Annotated in this window: 16 protein-coding genes; 9 read left to right on the top strand and 7 right to left on the bottom strand. The window is 74.3% G+C overall.

What is annotated here, in order from left to right:
• Positions 1-11: 11 nt before the first annotated feature.
• The 4 genes from AC0682_RS21565 to AC0682_RS21550 all read right to left on the bottom strand — a co-directional run bounded on the left by AC0682_RS21565 (position 12) and on the right by AC0682_RS21550 (position 3244).
• Entirely contained in the window at positions 12-890 is an 879-nt protein-coding gene (locus AC0682_RS21565) for a 5-oxoprolinase subunit C family protein (RefSeq protein WP_478534681.1), read from the bottom strand.
• Positions 887-1669, bottom strand: coding sequence for a 5-oxoprolinase subunit B family protein (locus AC0682_RS21560; protein ID WP_478534679.1), 783 nt, complete (start codon positions 1667-1669; stop codon positions 887-889). The genes AC0682_RS21565 and AC0682_RS21560 overlap by 4 nt, the downstream gene beginning before the upstream one ends.
• Positions 1666-2415, bottom strand: coding sequence for a LamB/YcsF family protein (locus AC0682_RS21555; RefSeq protein WP_478534734.1), 750 nt, complete (start codon positions 2413-2415; stop codon positions 1666-1668). The genes AC0682_RS21560 and AC0682_RS21555 overlap by 4 nt, the downstream gene beginning before the upstream one ends.
• 97 nt (positions 2416-2512) lie before the next feature.
• Positions 2513-3244, bottom strand: coding sequence for a maleylpyruvate isomerase family mycothiol-dependent enzyme (locus AC0682_RS21550; RefSeq protein WP_478534677.1), 732 nt, complete (start codon positions 3242-3244; stop codon positions 2513-2515).
• A 94-nt stretch (positions 3245-3338) separates the two neighbouring features.
• On the opposite strand from AC0682_RS21550, the gene AC0682_RS21545 reads away from it, so the two are divergent.
• The 3 genes from AC0682_RS21545 to AC0682_RS21535 all read left to right on the top strand — a co-directional run bounded on the left by AC0682_RS21545 (position 3339) and on the right by AC0682_RS21535 (position 6880).
• Positions 3339-4025, top strand: coding sequence for an HD domain-containing protein (locus tag AC0682_RS21545; protein ID WP_478534675.1), 687 nt, complete (start codon positions 3339-3341; stop codon positions 4023-4025).
• A gap of 129 nt (positions 4026-4154) precedes the next feature.
• The gene (locus tag AC0682_RS21540) at positions 4155-5420 is read left to right on the top strand and encodes a PQQ-binding-like beta-propeller repeat protein (RefSeq protein ID WP_478534673.1); all 1266 of its coding nucleotides are present in this window, start codon (positions 4155-4157) and stop codon (positions 5418-5420) included.
• 116 nt (positions 5421-5536) lie between these two features.
• Positions 5537-6880, top strand: coding sequence for a Cmx/CmrA family chloramphenicol efflux MFS transporter (locus tag AC0682_RS21535; RefSeq protein WP_478534671.1), 1344 nt, complete (start codon positions 5537-5539; stop codon positions 6878-6880).
• A 7-nt stretch (positions 6881-6887) separates the two neighbouring features.
• Here AC0682_RS21535 and AC0682_RS21530 read toward each other — a convergent pair whose 3' ends face one another.
• Positions 6888-7172 carry a DUF4031 domain-containing protein gene (locus AC0682_RS21530; RefSeq protein ID WP_478534670.1) on the bottom strand — a complete coding sequence of 95 codons (285 nt, stop codon included), beginning with the start codon at positions 7170-7172 and terminating at the stop codon, positions 6888-6890.
• Complete coding sequence (locus tag AC0682_RS21525) at positions 7169-7537, bottom strand: hypothetical protein (RefSeq protein WP_478534669.1); 369 nt, start codon at positions 7535-7537, stop codon at positions 7169-7171. The genes AC0682_RS21530 and AC0682_RS21525 overlap by 4 nt, the downstream gene beginning before the upstream one ends.
• A 127-nt stretch (positions 7538-7664) precedes the next feature.
• Between AC0682_RS21525 and AC0682_RS21520 the strand changes: the two genes are divergently transcribed.
• From AC0682_RS21520 to AC0682_RS21505, 4 genes are all read left to right on the top strand, one after another.
• Positions 7665-8582, top strand: a complete 918-nt coding sequence (locus AC0682_RS21520; RefSeq protein ID WP_478534668.1) for a MurR/RpiR family transcriptional regulator — start codon at positions 7665-7667, stop codon at positions 8580-8582.
• 71 nt (positions 8583-8653) lie between these two features.
• Positions 8654-9628, top strand: a complete 975-nt coding sequence (murQ, locus tag AC0682_RS21515) for an N-acetylmuramic acid 6-phosphate etherase (RefSeq protein WP_478534667.1) — start codon at positions 8654-8656, stop codon at positions 9626-9628.
• A 56-nt stretch (positions 9629-9684) separates the two neighbouring features.
• Positions 9685-11235 (top strand): PTS transporter subunit EIIC, encoded by a 1551-nt coding sequence (locus AC0682_RS21510; RefSeq protein WP_478534666.1) that lies wholly within the window; start codon positions 9685-9687, stop codon positions 11233-11235.
• A 139-nt stretch (positions 11236-11374) separates the two neighbouring features.
• Positions 11375-12004, top strand: a complete 630-nt coding sequence (locus tag AC0682_RS21505; RefSeq protein WP_478534665.1) for an NADPH-dependent F420 reductase — start codon at positions 11375-11377, stop codon at positions 12002-12004.
• A 6-nt stretch (positions 12005-12010) separates the two neighbouring features.
• On the opposite strand, the gene AC0682_RS21500 is transcribed toward AC0682_RS21505, so the two are convergent.
• Positions 12011-12625, bottom strand: coding sequence for a Uma2 family endonuclease (locus AC0682_RS21500; protein ID WP_478534663.1), 615 nt, complete (start codon positions 12623-12625; stop codon positions 12011-12013).
• Positions 12626-12866: 241 nt separating this feature from the next.
• Between AC0682_RS21500 and AC0682_RS21495 the strand changes: the two genes are divergently transcribed.
• Positions 12867-14681 carry a PP2C family protein-serine/threonine phosphatase gene (locus AC0682_RS21495; RefSeq protein WP_478534662.1) on the top strand — a complete coding sequence of 605 codons (1815 nt, stop codon included), beginning with the start codon at positions 12867-12869 and terminating at the stop codon, positions 14679-14681.
• A gap of 130 nt (positions 14682-14811) precedes the next feature.
• On the top strand, positions 14812-15222 hold the full coding sequence (locus AC0682_RS21490) for a response regulator (RefSeq protein WP_478534660.1): 411 nt from the start codon (positions 14812-14814) through the stop codon (positions 15220-15222).
• Positions 15223-15254: the final 32 nt, after the last annotated feature.

Genomic DNA, 15254 nt, shown 5'->3' with positions numbered 1-15254 from the left:
CGGGGCGGGGCTCACGCCCGCACGACGAACCGCACCCGCGTTCCCGGAACCGCCTGCGCCGCTGTCGCGAGAGCGGATTCCGCCACGACACCGACGACCGGGTATCCCCCGGTCGTCGGATGGTCGTTGAGGAAGACCACGGGCCGCCCGTCCGGGGGCACCTGGACCGCGCCCAACACCATTCCCTCGCTAGGCAGTTCGCCGCCCCGGGCCCGCTCCAGGGCCGGGCCCTCGGTACGGAGGCCGATGCGGTTGCTGTGCGGGGAGACCCGGTAGGCGGCGGTGGTGAGCGTACGGAGGGCGGCGGGCGTGAACCAGGTGTGGCGCGGGCCCAGGTGGAGGGGCAGCACCAGCTCGGCGGGGGCGCCGGGCCAGGGGGCGGGGCCTTCGCCGTCCGGCGGGTCCCCGGCCGGCCGCCCCAGGGGCAGCGTGTCGCCCGCGCGCAGGGGGGCCGGGCCGAGCCCCGAGAGGAGGTCGGCCGAGCGGCTGCCCAGGACCGGTTCCGGCGTCAAACCGCCCGCGAACGCCAGATAGCCGCGCACGCCGTCGGCCGCGGGGCCCACGTCCAGCACCGCGCCCGCCGGGACCCGGACGGGGGCGCCCCATGCCACGGGCCGCCCGTCGACGCTCACCCGGCACCCCGCACCGCCGACGACGGCCACCACGGGCCGGTCGGGGCGGACCGCGCACCCGGTGACCGTGGTCTCCAGGAGGGCGGCGCCCGGCGCGTTGCCGACGAGCCGGTTGGCCAGCCGGGCGGCGGGCGCGTCCAGCACCCCGGCCCGCCCGACGCCGAGATGCGCCCAGCCGGGCCGGCCGGCGTCCTGGACGGTGGTGAGGGCGCCGGGGCGGACGACGTGGAGGAGGCCGTCCCGCCGATCGGAGGTCATCGACCCTTCCCCGTACGGGCCTTGGGTGGGGGCACCGCCGCCTGTGCGGGCACCGGGGCGTGCGCGGGCACGAACCGCACCCGGGTCCCCGGCCCCAGCAGCGCCACCGGCTCCCTGGCCGGGTCCCACAGGGCGGGTGCCGGGTCCGCCAGCCGCCCGATCAGCTGCCAGCCGCCGGGCGAAGGGCGCGGGTAGACCCCGGTGTACGGCCCGGCGAGGGCCAGCGCCCCGGCCGGGACCCTCGTACGCGGGGTCGCACGCCGGGGCACATGCAGGCGCTCGGGCAGCCCGGTGAGGTACCCGAACCCGGGCGCGAACCCGCAGAAGGCGACCCGGAACGCGGTACGGGAGTGGAGCCCGGGCACTTCGTCGACGCCGACGCCCCAGAGCGCGGCGACCTCGTCCAGGTCCGGCCCGTCGTACACGACGGGGATCTCGACGGCGTCCCGCTCCTCCCGGCGCAGGGGCGGTACGGACCAGGAGAGGAGGTCACGGGCGAGGCGGTCACGGGCGGCGAGGCGGTCGTCGGAGAGCCGGTCAGGCGCGGCGGGGACACGACCGGCGCCCTGTCCGCTGTCCTCGATGCCGTCGAGCAGCACGGTCCGCGCGCCGGGCACGATCTCGCGTACGCCGAGGAGTGCGCCCCGCTCACGGCGGCGGAGCAGCTCGGCGTGGAAGGCCTCGGCGCGCTCCCCGTCGGCGAGTTCGACGAGGAGCGCGTACGGCCCGGCGGGCAGCACCCGTATCCCCTCAGCCTCCAGGGCCTCCCCCCGGGTCACGTGAACGCCTCCACCCGTACGCCCGCCTTCTCCAGCGCGGCCCGCACCCGGCGGGCGATGGCGGCGGCGCCCGGGGTGTCGCCGTGGACGCAGAGCGAGCGGGCCTCGACGGGGACGCGGCTGCCGTCCGCCCCGGTGACCGCCCGGTCCAGCGCCAGGCCGACGCTCCGGCGTACGACCTCGTCGGCGTCGTGTACCACCGCACCCGGTTCGCCGCGCGGGACCAGGGTCCCTCGCGCGGTGTACGCGCGGTCCGCGAAGGCCTCCTCCACGGCGGGCAGTCCGGCGGCGGAGGCGTGGGCGAGGAGGTGGGAGCCGGGCAGCCCGAGGACGGTGAGGCCGCCGCCCGCGAGCCGGACGCCCGCGACGACGGCGGCGGCCTGCTGCTCGTCGTGGACGGTCCGGTTGTAGAGGGCGCCGTGCGGCTTGACGTACGAGACGGTGGAGCCGGCGGCCTCCGCGAACACCCGCAGGGCGCCTATCTGGTACGCGATCTCGGCGGCCAGCTCGTCGGGCGGCACATCCATCGACCGGCGCCCGAACCCGGCCAGGTCCCGGTAGGAGACCTGGGCCCCGATCCGCACCCCGCCCGCCGCCGCCGCGTCGCAGACCCGCCGCATGACGGAGGCGTCGCCCGCGTGGAAGCCGCACGCCACGTTGGCGCTGGTGACACAGGCGAGGAGCGCTTCGTCGTCGGTGAGGGTCCAGCGGCCGAAGCCCTCGCCCAGATCCGCGTTCAGGTCCATCTTCACCAGGCGCACGCTATTGACCGCGCTCGGAGCCGACAAGACCCGGTCCGAGGGGCGGAAGCCCCGCCTCTCGTCGCCCCTCGTCTCCCCGCCCTCAGTCGGTCGGCTTCGGCGGCCGGTCGAAGAGGTGCAGGTCGGCCTCCCGTACGCCGTGCAGCTCGTACCGCGTGCCGACCAGCGGCCGGTTCGCGTACAGCCGGATCAGGGTGGGCGCGTCTCCCCGGAACCGGCCGGGCGGCCGGCCCTCGGGCGACGGGACGCCGATCACGCGAGGCGCTTCCCGGCCCTCAGGCTCCACCCCCTCGACCTCGGCGACGACCCCCGGCATCCCCTTCCGGTACGCCACCCCCTCCAGCAGCCCCAGGGCGTACGGCAGTCCGCGCCCGGCGTACGCCCCGTCGAGCCCCCACGCCTCGCGCACATCACCGGCGTGCACCCACTCGCCCAGCGCGACCCCGTCCAGCTTCCCGCCCGCGGCGGCGAGCACCGGACCGGCCTCGGTCATCCCGCGCTCCAGCTCGTCGAGGAGGGCCGCCAGGGGCAGCCCGGCCCGCTCCTCGATGTCCCGCTCGTTGGACTCGGGCGAGAACACCCCCTCCTCCAGGCGGTCCTGGACCACCCGGGTCAGGGCGGCGGCGCAGTGCGCGAGGACATGGCGGACGGTCCAGCCGGGGCACGCGGTGCGGAGGGCGTACGCCGACTCCGGGGTGGCGCGCAGGAGGGGGAGGAGGGCATCGCGCTCGGTGCGCAGGAGCAGGCCGGGCAGTTCGGGATCGCGTACGGGGGCGGATGAGGCGGCAGCGGGAGAGGAGGGCGTGGTGGTCATGGGGCCAGCCAACCGCAGGCGGGGCCCCGGCGGGGCCGGATGCCGGAATCCGCCGGGGGCCCGGCCTCTGCGGTCGTCCCCTTATGGTCGTCCCATGAGTCCCACGACGGACAGCCCGCGCCCCCATGACACGCCCGCCGACCTGCCCGGCCGCTGGCGGGACACGCTGCTCGCCGCCCGCGCCGGGGCGCCCGGCCCCGACCCCCTCCCGTACGCCGAGAACCTCCTCGCCCGGTGGGCCGAACCGCACCGGCGCTACCACACCACCGCTCATCTGACGGCGGTGCTGGACCGGATCGACACCCTCGCCCCGTACGCCGCCGATGTGCACGCGGTGCGGCTGGCCGCCTGGTTCCACGACGCGGTGTACCGGCCCGACCGCTCGGAGAACGAGGAGCGCAGCGCCGCCCTCGCCGAACGCGCGCTGCCCGAGGCGGGGGTGGGCGAGGCGGTGACGGCAGAGGTGGCACGGCTGGTGCGGCTCACCGTGACGCACGACCCGGCCGACGGGGACCGCGACGGCGAGGTGCTCTGCGATGCGGACCTGGCGGTGCTGGCGGGCGGCCCGCAGGAGTACGCGGCCTACGCGGCGCAGGTGCGGGAGGAGTACGGGTTCGTCCCCGACGAGGCGTTCCGGTCGGGGCGGGCGGCGGTGCTGCGGCAACTCCTGGCGCTGCCGAGGCTGTTCCGTACGCCGCACGGGGCGGCCGGGTGGGAGGCGCGCGCCCGGCACAACCTGGCGACGGAGCTGGAGCTGCTGGAGCCGTCCGGTCCGCGGTGATCGGCAAATGTCGCGGTTCCTCGACGGAGTTGTTCCGGTCATGACCTGCCACGGCCCGCACGGCGTCACGAACGCTAATGTCTGGCATCGCAGTTGCACACTCTGACGACTCCACGGGGGTACGACTCCATGTTCAAGGGGAACGCGGGCCACGGTACGACGGCCGACAGACCTTCACGGCGGCGAATACTGCGACTGGCCGGGGGCGGCCTCGCACTGGCGGCCCTGGGCGCCGGGACGGTCGGCTGCGAGGACGACCTCGCGACCGGCGGCGGAGGCGGCACACCGCCGCCGCACACCGCGTCACCCGGCGTCGGGAACGGGGACGGGGGCGGCGAGGCCCCCGGGGACGGGCAGGCCCCCGCCCCGCTGTGGACGAAGTCCACCTCCGCCAGGACCTACGGCGGCAACGCCGAACTGGTGGCCGTCGACGGCGTGGTGATAGCCGGCGGTGCCCCGCTGGCCGCCCTGGAGGGGACGACCGGCCGGACGCGCTGGTCGCTGGAGGACGGCGCGGTCCCCGGCGCACCTCTGCTGCTGGACGACGGCACCCTGTATCTGGCCAGCGGGAAGTACGACGGCAACGTCGACGGGTACGCCGCGGCCACCGGCAGGAAGACCTGGCGCAGCCACCTGGGCAAGGAGTACCGCCAGCCGAGGCCGGTGGCGGTGGACGGGCAGCAGGTGTACGTCGTCGCGGAGGTCCTGGAGGCCGACCACTCCTCCCGTACGAACGTGATCGCCGCGCTCGACAACCGTACGGGCAAGGTCCTCTGGAAGGAGCAGCGCGACCTCGGCACCCAGCAGAACGGCGTCCACGCCGCTGTCCGGGGCCGCTATCTGGTGTACACGGACTTCAAGAAGAACCTCACCGTCCGCGACACCGCCACCGGCCGGCAGGTATGGACGCAGAAGACGGCGAAGACGAGTTACGGCCCCTTCGCCGTCCACGAGGACCTGGTGATCGTCCCGCAGGGGCAGCGGCTCCAGGCCTTCGCCCTCCGTGACGGGACGGAGAAGTGGTCCGTGGAGACCGAGCGGTTCACCACCTTCGGCGAACCGGCCGTCCTGGACGGCGTCCTCTACATCGCGGACAGCGGCCGGACGCTCCGGGCGATCGAACCGGGGACCGGAAAGGGCGTCTGGCAGTCGACGAGCCTCAAGGCGTCCGGCGGGCAGGTGCCCCGGCAGTTCGTCCGCGTCGGCCCGACCCTCTACGGGGCCACCGACCTGGACGACAAGGGCGGCGTCCACGCCTTCGACGCGACGACCGGTGAGCTGCGCTGGACGTTCAACGACCAGTCCGGCGACCACCACGCGTGGCTGGTGGCCACCGACGGCAAGCACGTCTTCGCCCTGCACGGCAAGAAGCTGCACGCGCTGCCCGCCTCCTGAGAAGACCGTGGGAGAAGACCGAGGGCCGTCGAGAGGTCCGGGGCCCGGGAATGCGGAGTCGTTCTCCGGCGTTGGGACGAGTCATGCCCGACTCCGCCTCACACCAGCGCACACCCATGCCGCTCGCCGTATACATCCTCGGCCTCTCGGTCTTCGCCCTCGGCACCAGTGAGTTCATGCTGTCGGGCCTGCTGCCACCGATCGCCGACGACATGAACGTCTCGATCCCGCAGGCCGGACTCCTCATATCCGCCTTCGCGATCGGCATGGTGGTCGGCGCCCCGCTGCTCGCCGTGGCCACGCTGCGGCTGCCGCGCCGGACGACCCTGATCGCGCTGATCTCGGTCTTCGGCCTGGGGCAGGTGGCGGGCGCGCTGGCTCCGTCGTACGAGGTGCTCTTCGCCTCCCGGGTGGTGAGCGCGCTCGCCTGCGCGGGCTTCTGGGCCGTCGGGGCGGCGGTGGCCATCGCGATGGTCCCGGTGAACCAGCGGGCCCGGGCGATGGCCGTGATGATCGGCGGCCTCTCGATCGCCAACGTGCTGGGCGTGCCGATGGGGGCCTTCCTCGGTGAGCACCTCGGCTGGCGGTCGGCGTTCTGGGCGGTGGGCGTGGCGTCGGCGGTGGCGCTGGTCGGGGTCGTCACGCGGATCCCGCACATCCCGCTGCCGGAGAGGAAGCCGGAGCTGCGGCGGGAGCTGGCGATCTACCGGGACCGGCAGGTCTGGCTGGCGGTCGTGATCACCGCACTCGCGGCGGGCGGCGTCTTCTGCGCGTTCAGCTATCTCGCGCCGGTACTGACGGACGTGGCGGGCCTGGACTCGGGCTGGGTGCCGTGGATCCTGGGCCTCTTCGGGGTCGGTGCGCTGATCGGTACGACGATCGGCGGCCGGGTCGCGGACGCGCACCTCTTCGGGGTGCTGCTGAGCGGCATCACGGCCTCCACGGTCTTCCTGGCGGCGCTGGCCCTCTTCGCCTCCAGCCAGGTCGCGGTGGTGGCGCTGGCATTCCTGCTGGGCCTGTCGGCGTTCTACACGGCCCCCGCGCTCAACGCCCGGATGTTCAACGTGGCCGGGGCCGCCCCGACGCTGGCCGGAGCCACGACGACGGCCGCGTTCAACCTGGGCAACACGACCGGCCCGTGGCTGGGCGGCACGGTGATCGACGCGGACTTCGGCTTCGCGGCGACGGCGTGGGCGGGCGCGGCGATGCTGGTCGTGGCCCTGGCGGCGGTGGCCCTCTCGCTGCGGCTCCAGCGGAGCGGGGACGGCCCGTCGCGCTCGCGCCTGATCGCGAAGAGCGGGGGCGGGGCGGCGCGTACGGAGCACAGGGGTTCGGCGCGCCCGGAGCATACGGAACCGGCGCGGAAGGGCGAGACGGCCGGATGCGCGGCGGGAACGGGGACGGCGACGGGCACGGCAGGGCCCCAGGAAGGCCACGGCCCCTCCCCCACCCAGCCCTGACCTGACGCTAGCGCTCGGACACCCCTGGGGCCGCCCGCCCCTTGGGGCGCCGGAGCCCGGCGGCGGTCAGGCGGCGCACCAGTTCCTTCGAGCCGACCTCCCGGGCCCCGGCCCGTACGGCTTCGGCGTAGTACGTCTCCGGTACGTCGTAGTGGTCGCGCTCGAAGGCGCGCGGCGGGCAGCCGATCACGGCGGCGAAGGTGTGCAGTTCCTCGAAGGACGCATCGCTGACCAGGTGCGACCAGAGGCGGCCGTGGCCGGGCCAGGTGGGCGGGTCGATGTAGAGGGTCACCGCCGCGGCACCTCGCCCAGCGCCCCCACCGGCGCCACCGCCACGGCCGCCTTGGTGCACACCCAGTGCGGGTCGGGCCCCAGCTCAGGCTCGACGTCGAGCGCGTGCGGCTCGTCCTCGGGGCAGGCGGGGCAGAGCGGCCACCGCCCGTACTTCTCCAGCAGGGCGTCCTGCACGTCCTGGGCGATCAGCCCGGCGACGAACTCCGCGCCCTCCGGCCACTGCTCGACCCACCACCGGCGGTGTGTCACGGCGTCCTCGACGAACGAGACGATGTCGGCCTCGGCGACATCGCCCGCGACGAGATCGGCCATGACCAGGGCGCGGGCGGAGTGCAGTGCCTGCTCCAGGGGGTTCAGCTCCATGCACCCCATTGTGCGCCGGGCGCGGGAGGAGCACCGCCAGAGGTACGGACCACAGGGGATTCGCGAGGGGGTCCCGAGGGGGTCCCGAGGGGTTGACGCACCCCCGGGTTGAAAATACCTTTCAAATGTGACACCAGACGTGAAGGAAATTTTCAGCGGCGACTCCCCACCCGCCCCCGCGGCCCTCGCCGCGAAGGTACGGACGCTCGCGCCCTCCATGACCCGCTCCATGCAACTGGTCGCCGAAGCCGTCGCCGGGGACCCGGCCGGCTGCGCCGCCCTCACCGTCACCGGTCTGGCCGAGCGCACCGGCACCAGCGAGGCGACCGTCGTCCGCACGGCCCGCCTCCTCGGCTACCCCGGCTACCGGGACCTGCGCCTCGCACTGGCCGGGCTCGCCGCGCACCAGGAGTCGGGCCGGTCGCCCGCCGTCACGGCGGACATCTCCGTGGACGACCCGATCGCGGAGGTCGTCGCGAAACTGGCCTTCGACGAGCAGCAGACGCTCGCGGACACCGCCGCCGGGCTGGACACCGTGCAGCTGGGCGCCGCCGTGGCCGCCGCGTCGGCCGCCCGCCGCATCGACATCTACGGAGTGGGGGCCTCCTCCCTCGTCGGCCAGGACCTGGCGCAGAAGCTGCTCCGGATCGGGCTGATAGCCCACGCCCACACCGATCCGCACCTCGCGGTGACCAACGCGGTGCAGCTGCGCGCGGGCGATGTGGCGATAGCCATCACGCACTCCGGCTCGACCGGTGACGTCATCGAGCCGCTGCGGGTGGCGTTCGACCGGGGGGCGACGACGGTGGCGATCACCGGGCGGCCCGACGGGCCCGTATCGCAGTACGCGGACCACATACTGACCACGTCCACGGCCCGCGAGAGCGAGCTGCGGCCCGCCGCCATGTCCAGCCGGACGAGCCAGCTGCTGGTGGTGGACTGCCTGTTCATCGGCGTGGCCCAGCGGACGTACGAGACGGCCGCGCCCGCCCTCGCCGCCTCCTACGAGGCGCTGGCCCACCGCCACGCCCCGCGCACCCGCTGAACCGGCCCTCCTCCCCGGCCCCCGCACCACCCGTACGCGTACGCCACCGAGAAAGCAGAGCGGCCCACACCATGACCTCCACCACCGACGGCCCCGCCACCGGCACTCCCGCCTCCCCCGAGGGCTACGACGGGCTCCGCGCCCAGCTGGCCACCCTCGCCACGGAGGCGTTCCGCCCCGAGCTGGCCGAGATCGACCGGCTGTCCACCGCGGAGATCGCCCGGCTCATGAACGGCGAGGACGCCACCGTCCCCGCGGCCGTCGCCGAGCGCCTCCCGGAGATCGCCGCGGCCATCGACGCCGCCGCCGAGCGGATGGCCCGTGGCGGGAGGCTGATCTACGCGGGCGCGGGCACGGCGGGGAGGCTCGGGGTGCTGGACGCCAGCGAGTGCCCGCCCACTTTCAACACCGACCCCTCAAAGGTCGTCGGCCTGATCGCGGGCGGCCCGTCCGCCATGGTGAAGGCCGTCGAGGGGGCCGAGGACAGCAAGGAGCTGGCCGCCGCCGACCTGGACGCGCTGAAGCTGACGGCGGACGACACGGTGGTCGGCGTCTCCGCCTCCGGCCGTACGCCGTACGCGATCGGGGCGGTCGAGCACGCCCGGGCCCAGGGCGCCCTGACCGTGGGCCTCTCCTGCAACGCGGACTCGGCGCTGGGCGCGGCGGCGGAACACGGCCTGGAGGTCGTCACCGGCCCGGAACTGGTCACCGGCTCCACCCGGCTGAAGGCGGGGACGGCCCAGAAGCTCGTCCTCAACATGATCTCGACGATCACGATGATCCGGCTCGGCAAGACGTACGGGAACCTCATGGTCGACGTCCGCGCCTCCAACGAGAAGCTGCGGGCCCGCTCCCGGCACATCGTCTCGCTCGCCACGGGCGCGTCCGACGCCGAGATCGAGGCCGCGCTCGCCGCCACCGACGGCGAGGTGAAGCACGCGATCCTGGTGATCCTCGGCCGGGTCGACGCGGCGACGGCGGCCGAGCGGCTGGCGGAGTCGGACGGCCACCTGCGTCAGGCGCTGGACGCCGAGCCCACCACCTGACCGGCCCCCGGCCTCCCCCCGCACCACACCCCCCGGACAGCAAGGCACCGAGCACCATGGCCACAGAAGACAAGAACCGCGCCACCGCCGCCGCGATCCTCCCGCTCGTCGGCGGCGCCGCGAACGTCGGCTCCGTCGCCCACTGCATGACCCGGCTCCGCCTGGGGCTGCGCGACCGGTCCCTGGTGGACGACGAGGCGCTGAAGGCCCTGCCCGCCGTGATGGGCGTGGTGGAGGACGAGACGTACCAGATCGTGCTGGGGCCGGGCACGGTGGCGCGGGTGACGCCGGAGTTCGAGCGCCTGGTGGCGGAGGCCCGCGAGGCGGCACCGGCACCGGGCGATCCCACCACGGCCCCCACGGCCGACGATCTGGCAGCACAGGGCTCGGCGATCAGAGCGCGGCAGAAGGCGCGGAACTCCACCCCCTTCAAGCTGTTCCTGCGCCGGATCGCCAACATCTTCGTCCCCCTGATCCCGGCGCTGATCGGCTGCGGGATCATCGCGGGACTGGGCGGCCTGCTGGTGAACCTGGGGTGGCTGCCCGCCGTGACGCCCGCGCTGGCGGCGATGGCGTCCGGGTTCATGGCGCTGATCGCGGTGTTCGTGGGCTACAACACGGCGAAGGAGTTCGGCGGTACGCCGATCCTGGGCGGTGCCGTGGCGGCGATCATCGTGTTCCCGGGCGTCGCGAAGATCGACGCCTTCGGCCAGACCCTCTCCCCCGGCCAGGGCGGTGTGCTCGGCGCGCTGGGGGCGGCGGTGCTCGCGGTGTACGTGGAGAAGTGGTGCCGCCGCTGGGTGCCGGAGGCACTGGACGTCCTGGTCACCCCGACGCTGACGGTACTGGTCTCCGGCCTGGTGACGATCTTCGGCCTGATGTACGTGGCGGGCGAGGTGTCCTCCGCCATCGGCACGTTCGCCGACTGGCTGCTCTCCAACGGCGGCGCGGGCGCGGGCTTCGTCCTCGGCGGCCTGTTCCTCCCCCTGGTCATGCTGGGCCTGCACCAGGCGCTGATCCCGATCCACACGACCCTCATCGAACAGCAGGGCTTCACGGTCCTGCTCCCGATCCTGGCGATGGCGGGCGCGGGCCAGGTGGGCGCGGCCATGGCGGTGTACGTCCGCCTCCCCCGCAACGAGTCGATCCGCCGCACCATCCGGTCCGCGCTCCCGGCGGGGCTGCTGGGTGTGGGCGAGCCCCTGATCTACGGCGTCTCGCTCCCGCTCGGCCGCCCGTTCGTCACGGCGTGCGTGGGCGGCGCGTTCGGCGGCGGCCTCGTCGGCCTCTTCCACCAGCTCGGAGACACGGTCGGCTCGACCGCCATCGGCCCGTCCGGCTGGGCCCTGTTCCCCCTCCTGGACGGCAACCACGGCCTGGGCCCGACGATCGCGATCTACGGCGCGGGTCTGCTGGCCGGGTACGTGGCGGGCTTCCTGGCCACGTACTTCTTCGGCTTCGGCAAGGACCTGCTGGCGGAGTTCAACGTCTCCCAGGAACCGCCGCCGTCCACGGTCGCGGCGACAGGCGGCCACCGGGCCCCGGCCACCACCCCACAGAACCCCAACGACCCCGACTCCCCGGCGAAGGCCCCGGCAGGGGTGTGAGGGGGCGGGCCCGGGTCCGGCCTCGGTTCCCCCGGGCGGCCCCCGGCCTCCCGACCCGCCGGGACTAAGCCTCAGGTCCCGCCCCGCCCCCGTCTCCCGCCCGATCCGCGAGGGCGGCCCCGCGGGCTAGCGTCCTGGCATGCGTATAGGACTGCTCGGCACCGGAAATGTCGCCCGCGCCCTGGCCCACGGCTGGCGCGCCGCAGGGCACGATGTCCTTCTCGGTTCGCGCCATCCGAAGGAGCGGACCGACCTCGGCCTCCCCGTGGCGGGGCTCGACGAGACGGCGGCGCGCGCGGAGGTACTGGTCAACGCCACGCCCGGAGGCGTCTCGCTGGAGCTGCTGCGCTCCATCGGGGAACCGGCGCTGGCCGGGACCGTACTGATCGACGTCGGTGTCGGCCTCTCCGACGACTTCCAGCAGCTCACCCACCCCAACAGCAGCCTGGGCGAGCTGATCCAGGAGGCCTCCCCGCTCACCCGGGTCGTCAAGACGCTCTGCACGATGGACTCCACCGCGATGACCGCCCCGGGCGACCTGACCGAGCCGGGCACCGTCTTCCTCTCCGGCGACGACGCCGAGGCCAAGCGGACCGTGGGCCGCCTGCTCACCGACCTGGGCTGGCCGCCCTCCTCCCAGCTCGACATCGGCGGCATCACCACCGCCCGCGGCCAGGAGCACTTCGCGTTCCTCTTCATGGGGATCGCGGGCGGGGTGGGGTCGCACACCTTCAACATCAAGGTGGTGACCCGCCCGCAGGCGGGCTAAGGGCCCTTAGCCCGCCTGCCCCGAGAACTCGTCCGTCGGGATCGACACGTCGAAGGGCGCGGGAACGGCCAGCGGCTTGCCGAACGGCACCGCCTCCGTCCGCTTGTACGTACCGTCCTCGTTCGGCTCCGTGAAGAGCGTGGACATCGGGCCCCGGGTGTCGAACCGGTCGATCAGGAGGTACATCGGCACGCCCGCCCGCGCATAGGCGCGGTACTTCTTGGTCCGGTCCTCCCGCGCGTTGCCCTTCGACGTGATCTCGACGACGAGCAGTGCCCCAGAGGCATTCAGCGGGTCGATGGTCCCGGGGTCGGCCGCGGCGATCAGCTCGGTCGGCATGACCACCAGGTCGGGGACATAGAGCTTGTCGAGCGGCGCCACGTGGATACCGGGGGTCTGGTAGATGCCGAGGCTGGCCGGCAGCACCTGGCAGAGGCGTCGCTGCACGTTCGCAGCGATGCCGTTGTGGTGCGCGTGCGGCCGTGGTGCCAGGGTGATCCGGCCCTCGTCGATCTCGGCGCGCCATCCCTCGGGCACGTCCAGTTCACGCCATGTCCGCAGCAGGTAGTCCCACGCGCGTGCACCCGGTGCGTGGCCGTTCTCGACGAACGCTGCAGTCATCGCGGGTCCCTTCTTCCGTGGTCTTGCCGAGAGGCTAGATCGGAGGCTTCGCGGCCGTACGCCGCTTCTCCCAACGTCCCACGGACGAGTAGCCGCGCACAGGACAGCACGCACACCGCCCCCACCCCCGCTACCCTCCGTGATCACTCCCACGGCATGAATCCGGGCCCGCCGGTCATACTGGCCGAGTACGGAAGTCCAGGCGGTACGGGGGACGAGACGGAAGCGGAGGGCGGGGCACATGGTCGATGACCCTTGGTCCAGTGCGCTGCACCGGCTCTGGCAGGCCGCTTCGCGGGCCGAGGAGGTCGCGGCGCTGGCGGACGACGTCTACGCACCGCTTCTGGCCACCCCGGGCGTCCACCGTGTGGTGGGCACGCGGTGGGACGGCCGGCAGGTCCTGCGGTACATGCGGGCCCTGAGCGCCGGGAGCGACAGCCCGGTGATCGTCGCGACGACCCGGTCGATGCCAGGAGCCGCCGTACGGGAGCCGGGCGGCGAACCCGTGGTGGCCCGGCTGGAGGCGGCCGGGCTCGACGACGCGGTGTGGCCGGAGGCGGAGTTCCTGCGGGAGGCACCGGGCGGGTCCGTGGTGAGCTGCACCTTCCGGCTGGACCAGCGCGGCTGGGCAGCGCTGGCCCTCTCCGTGGACGCCTCGGCGGACCTGGCGGCGGTCGAGAGCCGACTGGCACAGGCCGTCGACGTCATCGTCGCCTGCCACACCGGCATCATCCAGCGCGGCCGCGAGGCCCGGCGGGGCGCGGACGACGCGCTGCTGGCCGAGGCCTCGCTCCAGATGGACTCGTCCCTGGACGTGGAGGACACCCTGCGGCGGGTGGCCCGCATCGCCGTTCCGGCCGTCGCGGACGGGGCGCTCGTCCACCTGGCGCGCGGTGAGGGGCCCGAGTTCGTCGCCGCCACCCATGTCGCCGTCCAGCAGCAGCGCGCGCTGGAGGCGGTCGGCCGCGACGACCCGTGGCTGGCGGCGCTGCTCGCCCGCCGGGACGGGGACGAGGACACGGTGTTCCTGAGCGGCGCCGCACTCGGCGGCTCCCCCTTCGCCGACCCGGCCACCCCCGCGACCGCCGACGTCGGGGAGGGCCACCACCCCACCGTCGTCAGCATCAGCCCCCTCCGCGCCCGGGGCCGTGTCCTCGGCACCATCACCTTCGTCTACCAGCGGCCCGAGGCCCGACTCCCGGACAGCGCCTTCCTCCGCAGCCTCGCCACCCGGGCCGCCCTCGCCATCGACAACGCCCTGCTGTACGAGCTGCGGCGCACCGCCGTCCTCTCCCTCCAGGAGCACCTGCTCCCCTCCCAGCTCCCGGTCACCGACCGCTGGGAGCTGTCCGCGAGCTACGCGGTGGGCGACCCCATGCTCGACGTGGGCGGCGACTTCTACGACGCCGTCCTCCGCCCCGACGGCTCCATCGCCCTTCTCATCGGTGACGTCTGCGGCCGCGGCGCGGAGGCGGCCGCCCTCACCGGCCTGGCCCGCCACACCCTGCGCACCCTCCTGGAGGAGGGCACCGACGCGGGCACCGCCCTCAGCCGGCTCAACCGGGCCCTGCGCCAGGAGCGGGCCAGCCGCTTCCTCACCGCCGTCGTCGCGACGCTGGCCCCCCAGGCCGACGGCACGGTCCTGCTCAGCACGTGCAGCGCGGGGCACCCCCCGCCCCTGGTCCTCCGGGGCGACGGCACCGTCTCCGAGGTGCTCTCCGGCGGGCTCCTCCTCGGCGTCCTGGACGACGTCTCCTACGAGAGCCACCAGGAACGCCTCACCCCGGACGACACCCTCGTGCTGTTCACCGACGGGCTCACCGAGTCGCGGGAGGCAGGCGGCACGTTCTTCGAGAGCGTCCTTCCCGCCCGGCTCGCCGCCCTGCGCGGCTCGGGCGCCGCGCACATCGCGGAGAGCCTGGCCCGGCAGGCCCGGGCGTTCCGCGCCTCCGGGCAGGACGACATCGCCCTGCTCGTGGCCCGCTGGACCGGTCCGCCACCGGACTCCGGACTGCTCCCCCCTGACCACCGGCGCGAACAGGCGGCCCTGCGATGACCACCCGGACCAGCAGCAGGACCGGCTCCCGGAGCGGCGCCGGGACCGGCGGAATCCCGGCGACCGGAACCCCGACCGGCGGCACCCGGGTCGGCGGACACCGGACCGGCGGCGGACAGGCGGGCCCCCGATGAAGAACGACGGCCTGATCCTCGTCGTGGAGGACTCGGAGGAGGACACCGAGGCCATCCAGCGCGCGCTCTCCCGCTCCCACCCCTCCCTGGGCGTGGAGTTCGCCCCGCGCAGCGACACCGTCGTCCCGCGCCTCCTCGACCCCACCGCGCGTACGCCGGACCTGGTGCTGCTCGACCTCAACATGCCGGGCACCAACGGCCTGACGCTGCTGTCGAACCTGCGCGCGCACGCCGCCCTCGCCACGCTGACCGTGGTGGTCTTCACCTCGTCCACCTCCGCGGCCGAGGAGGACGCGTGCTACGCGGCCGGAGCCGACAGCTACATCTACAAGCCCGTCAACTTCGAGCTGTTCCAGACCGTTCTGCGGGGCGCGGTCGACTTCTGGATGGCCCAGAAGAAGGCCTAGAGGACGGTCGGGAGGTTCCGCACGCCCCGGCC

Source organism: Streptomyces sp. NPDC043746, from assembly GCF_056436485.1.
Note: the sequence above shows the minus strand (reverse complement) of the source record. Positions and strands in the feature narration are given on the sequence as shown.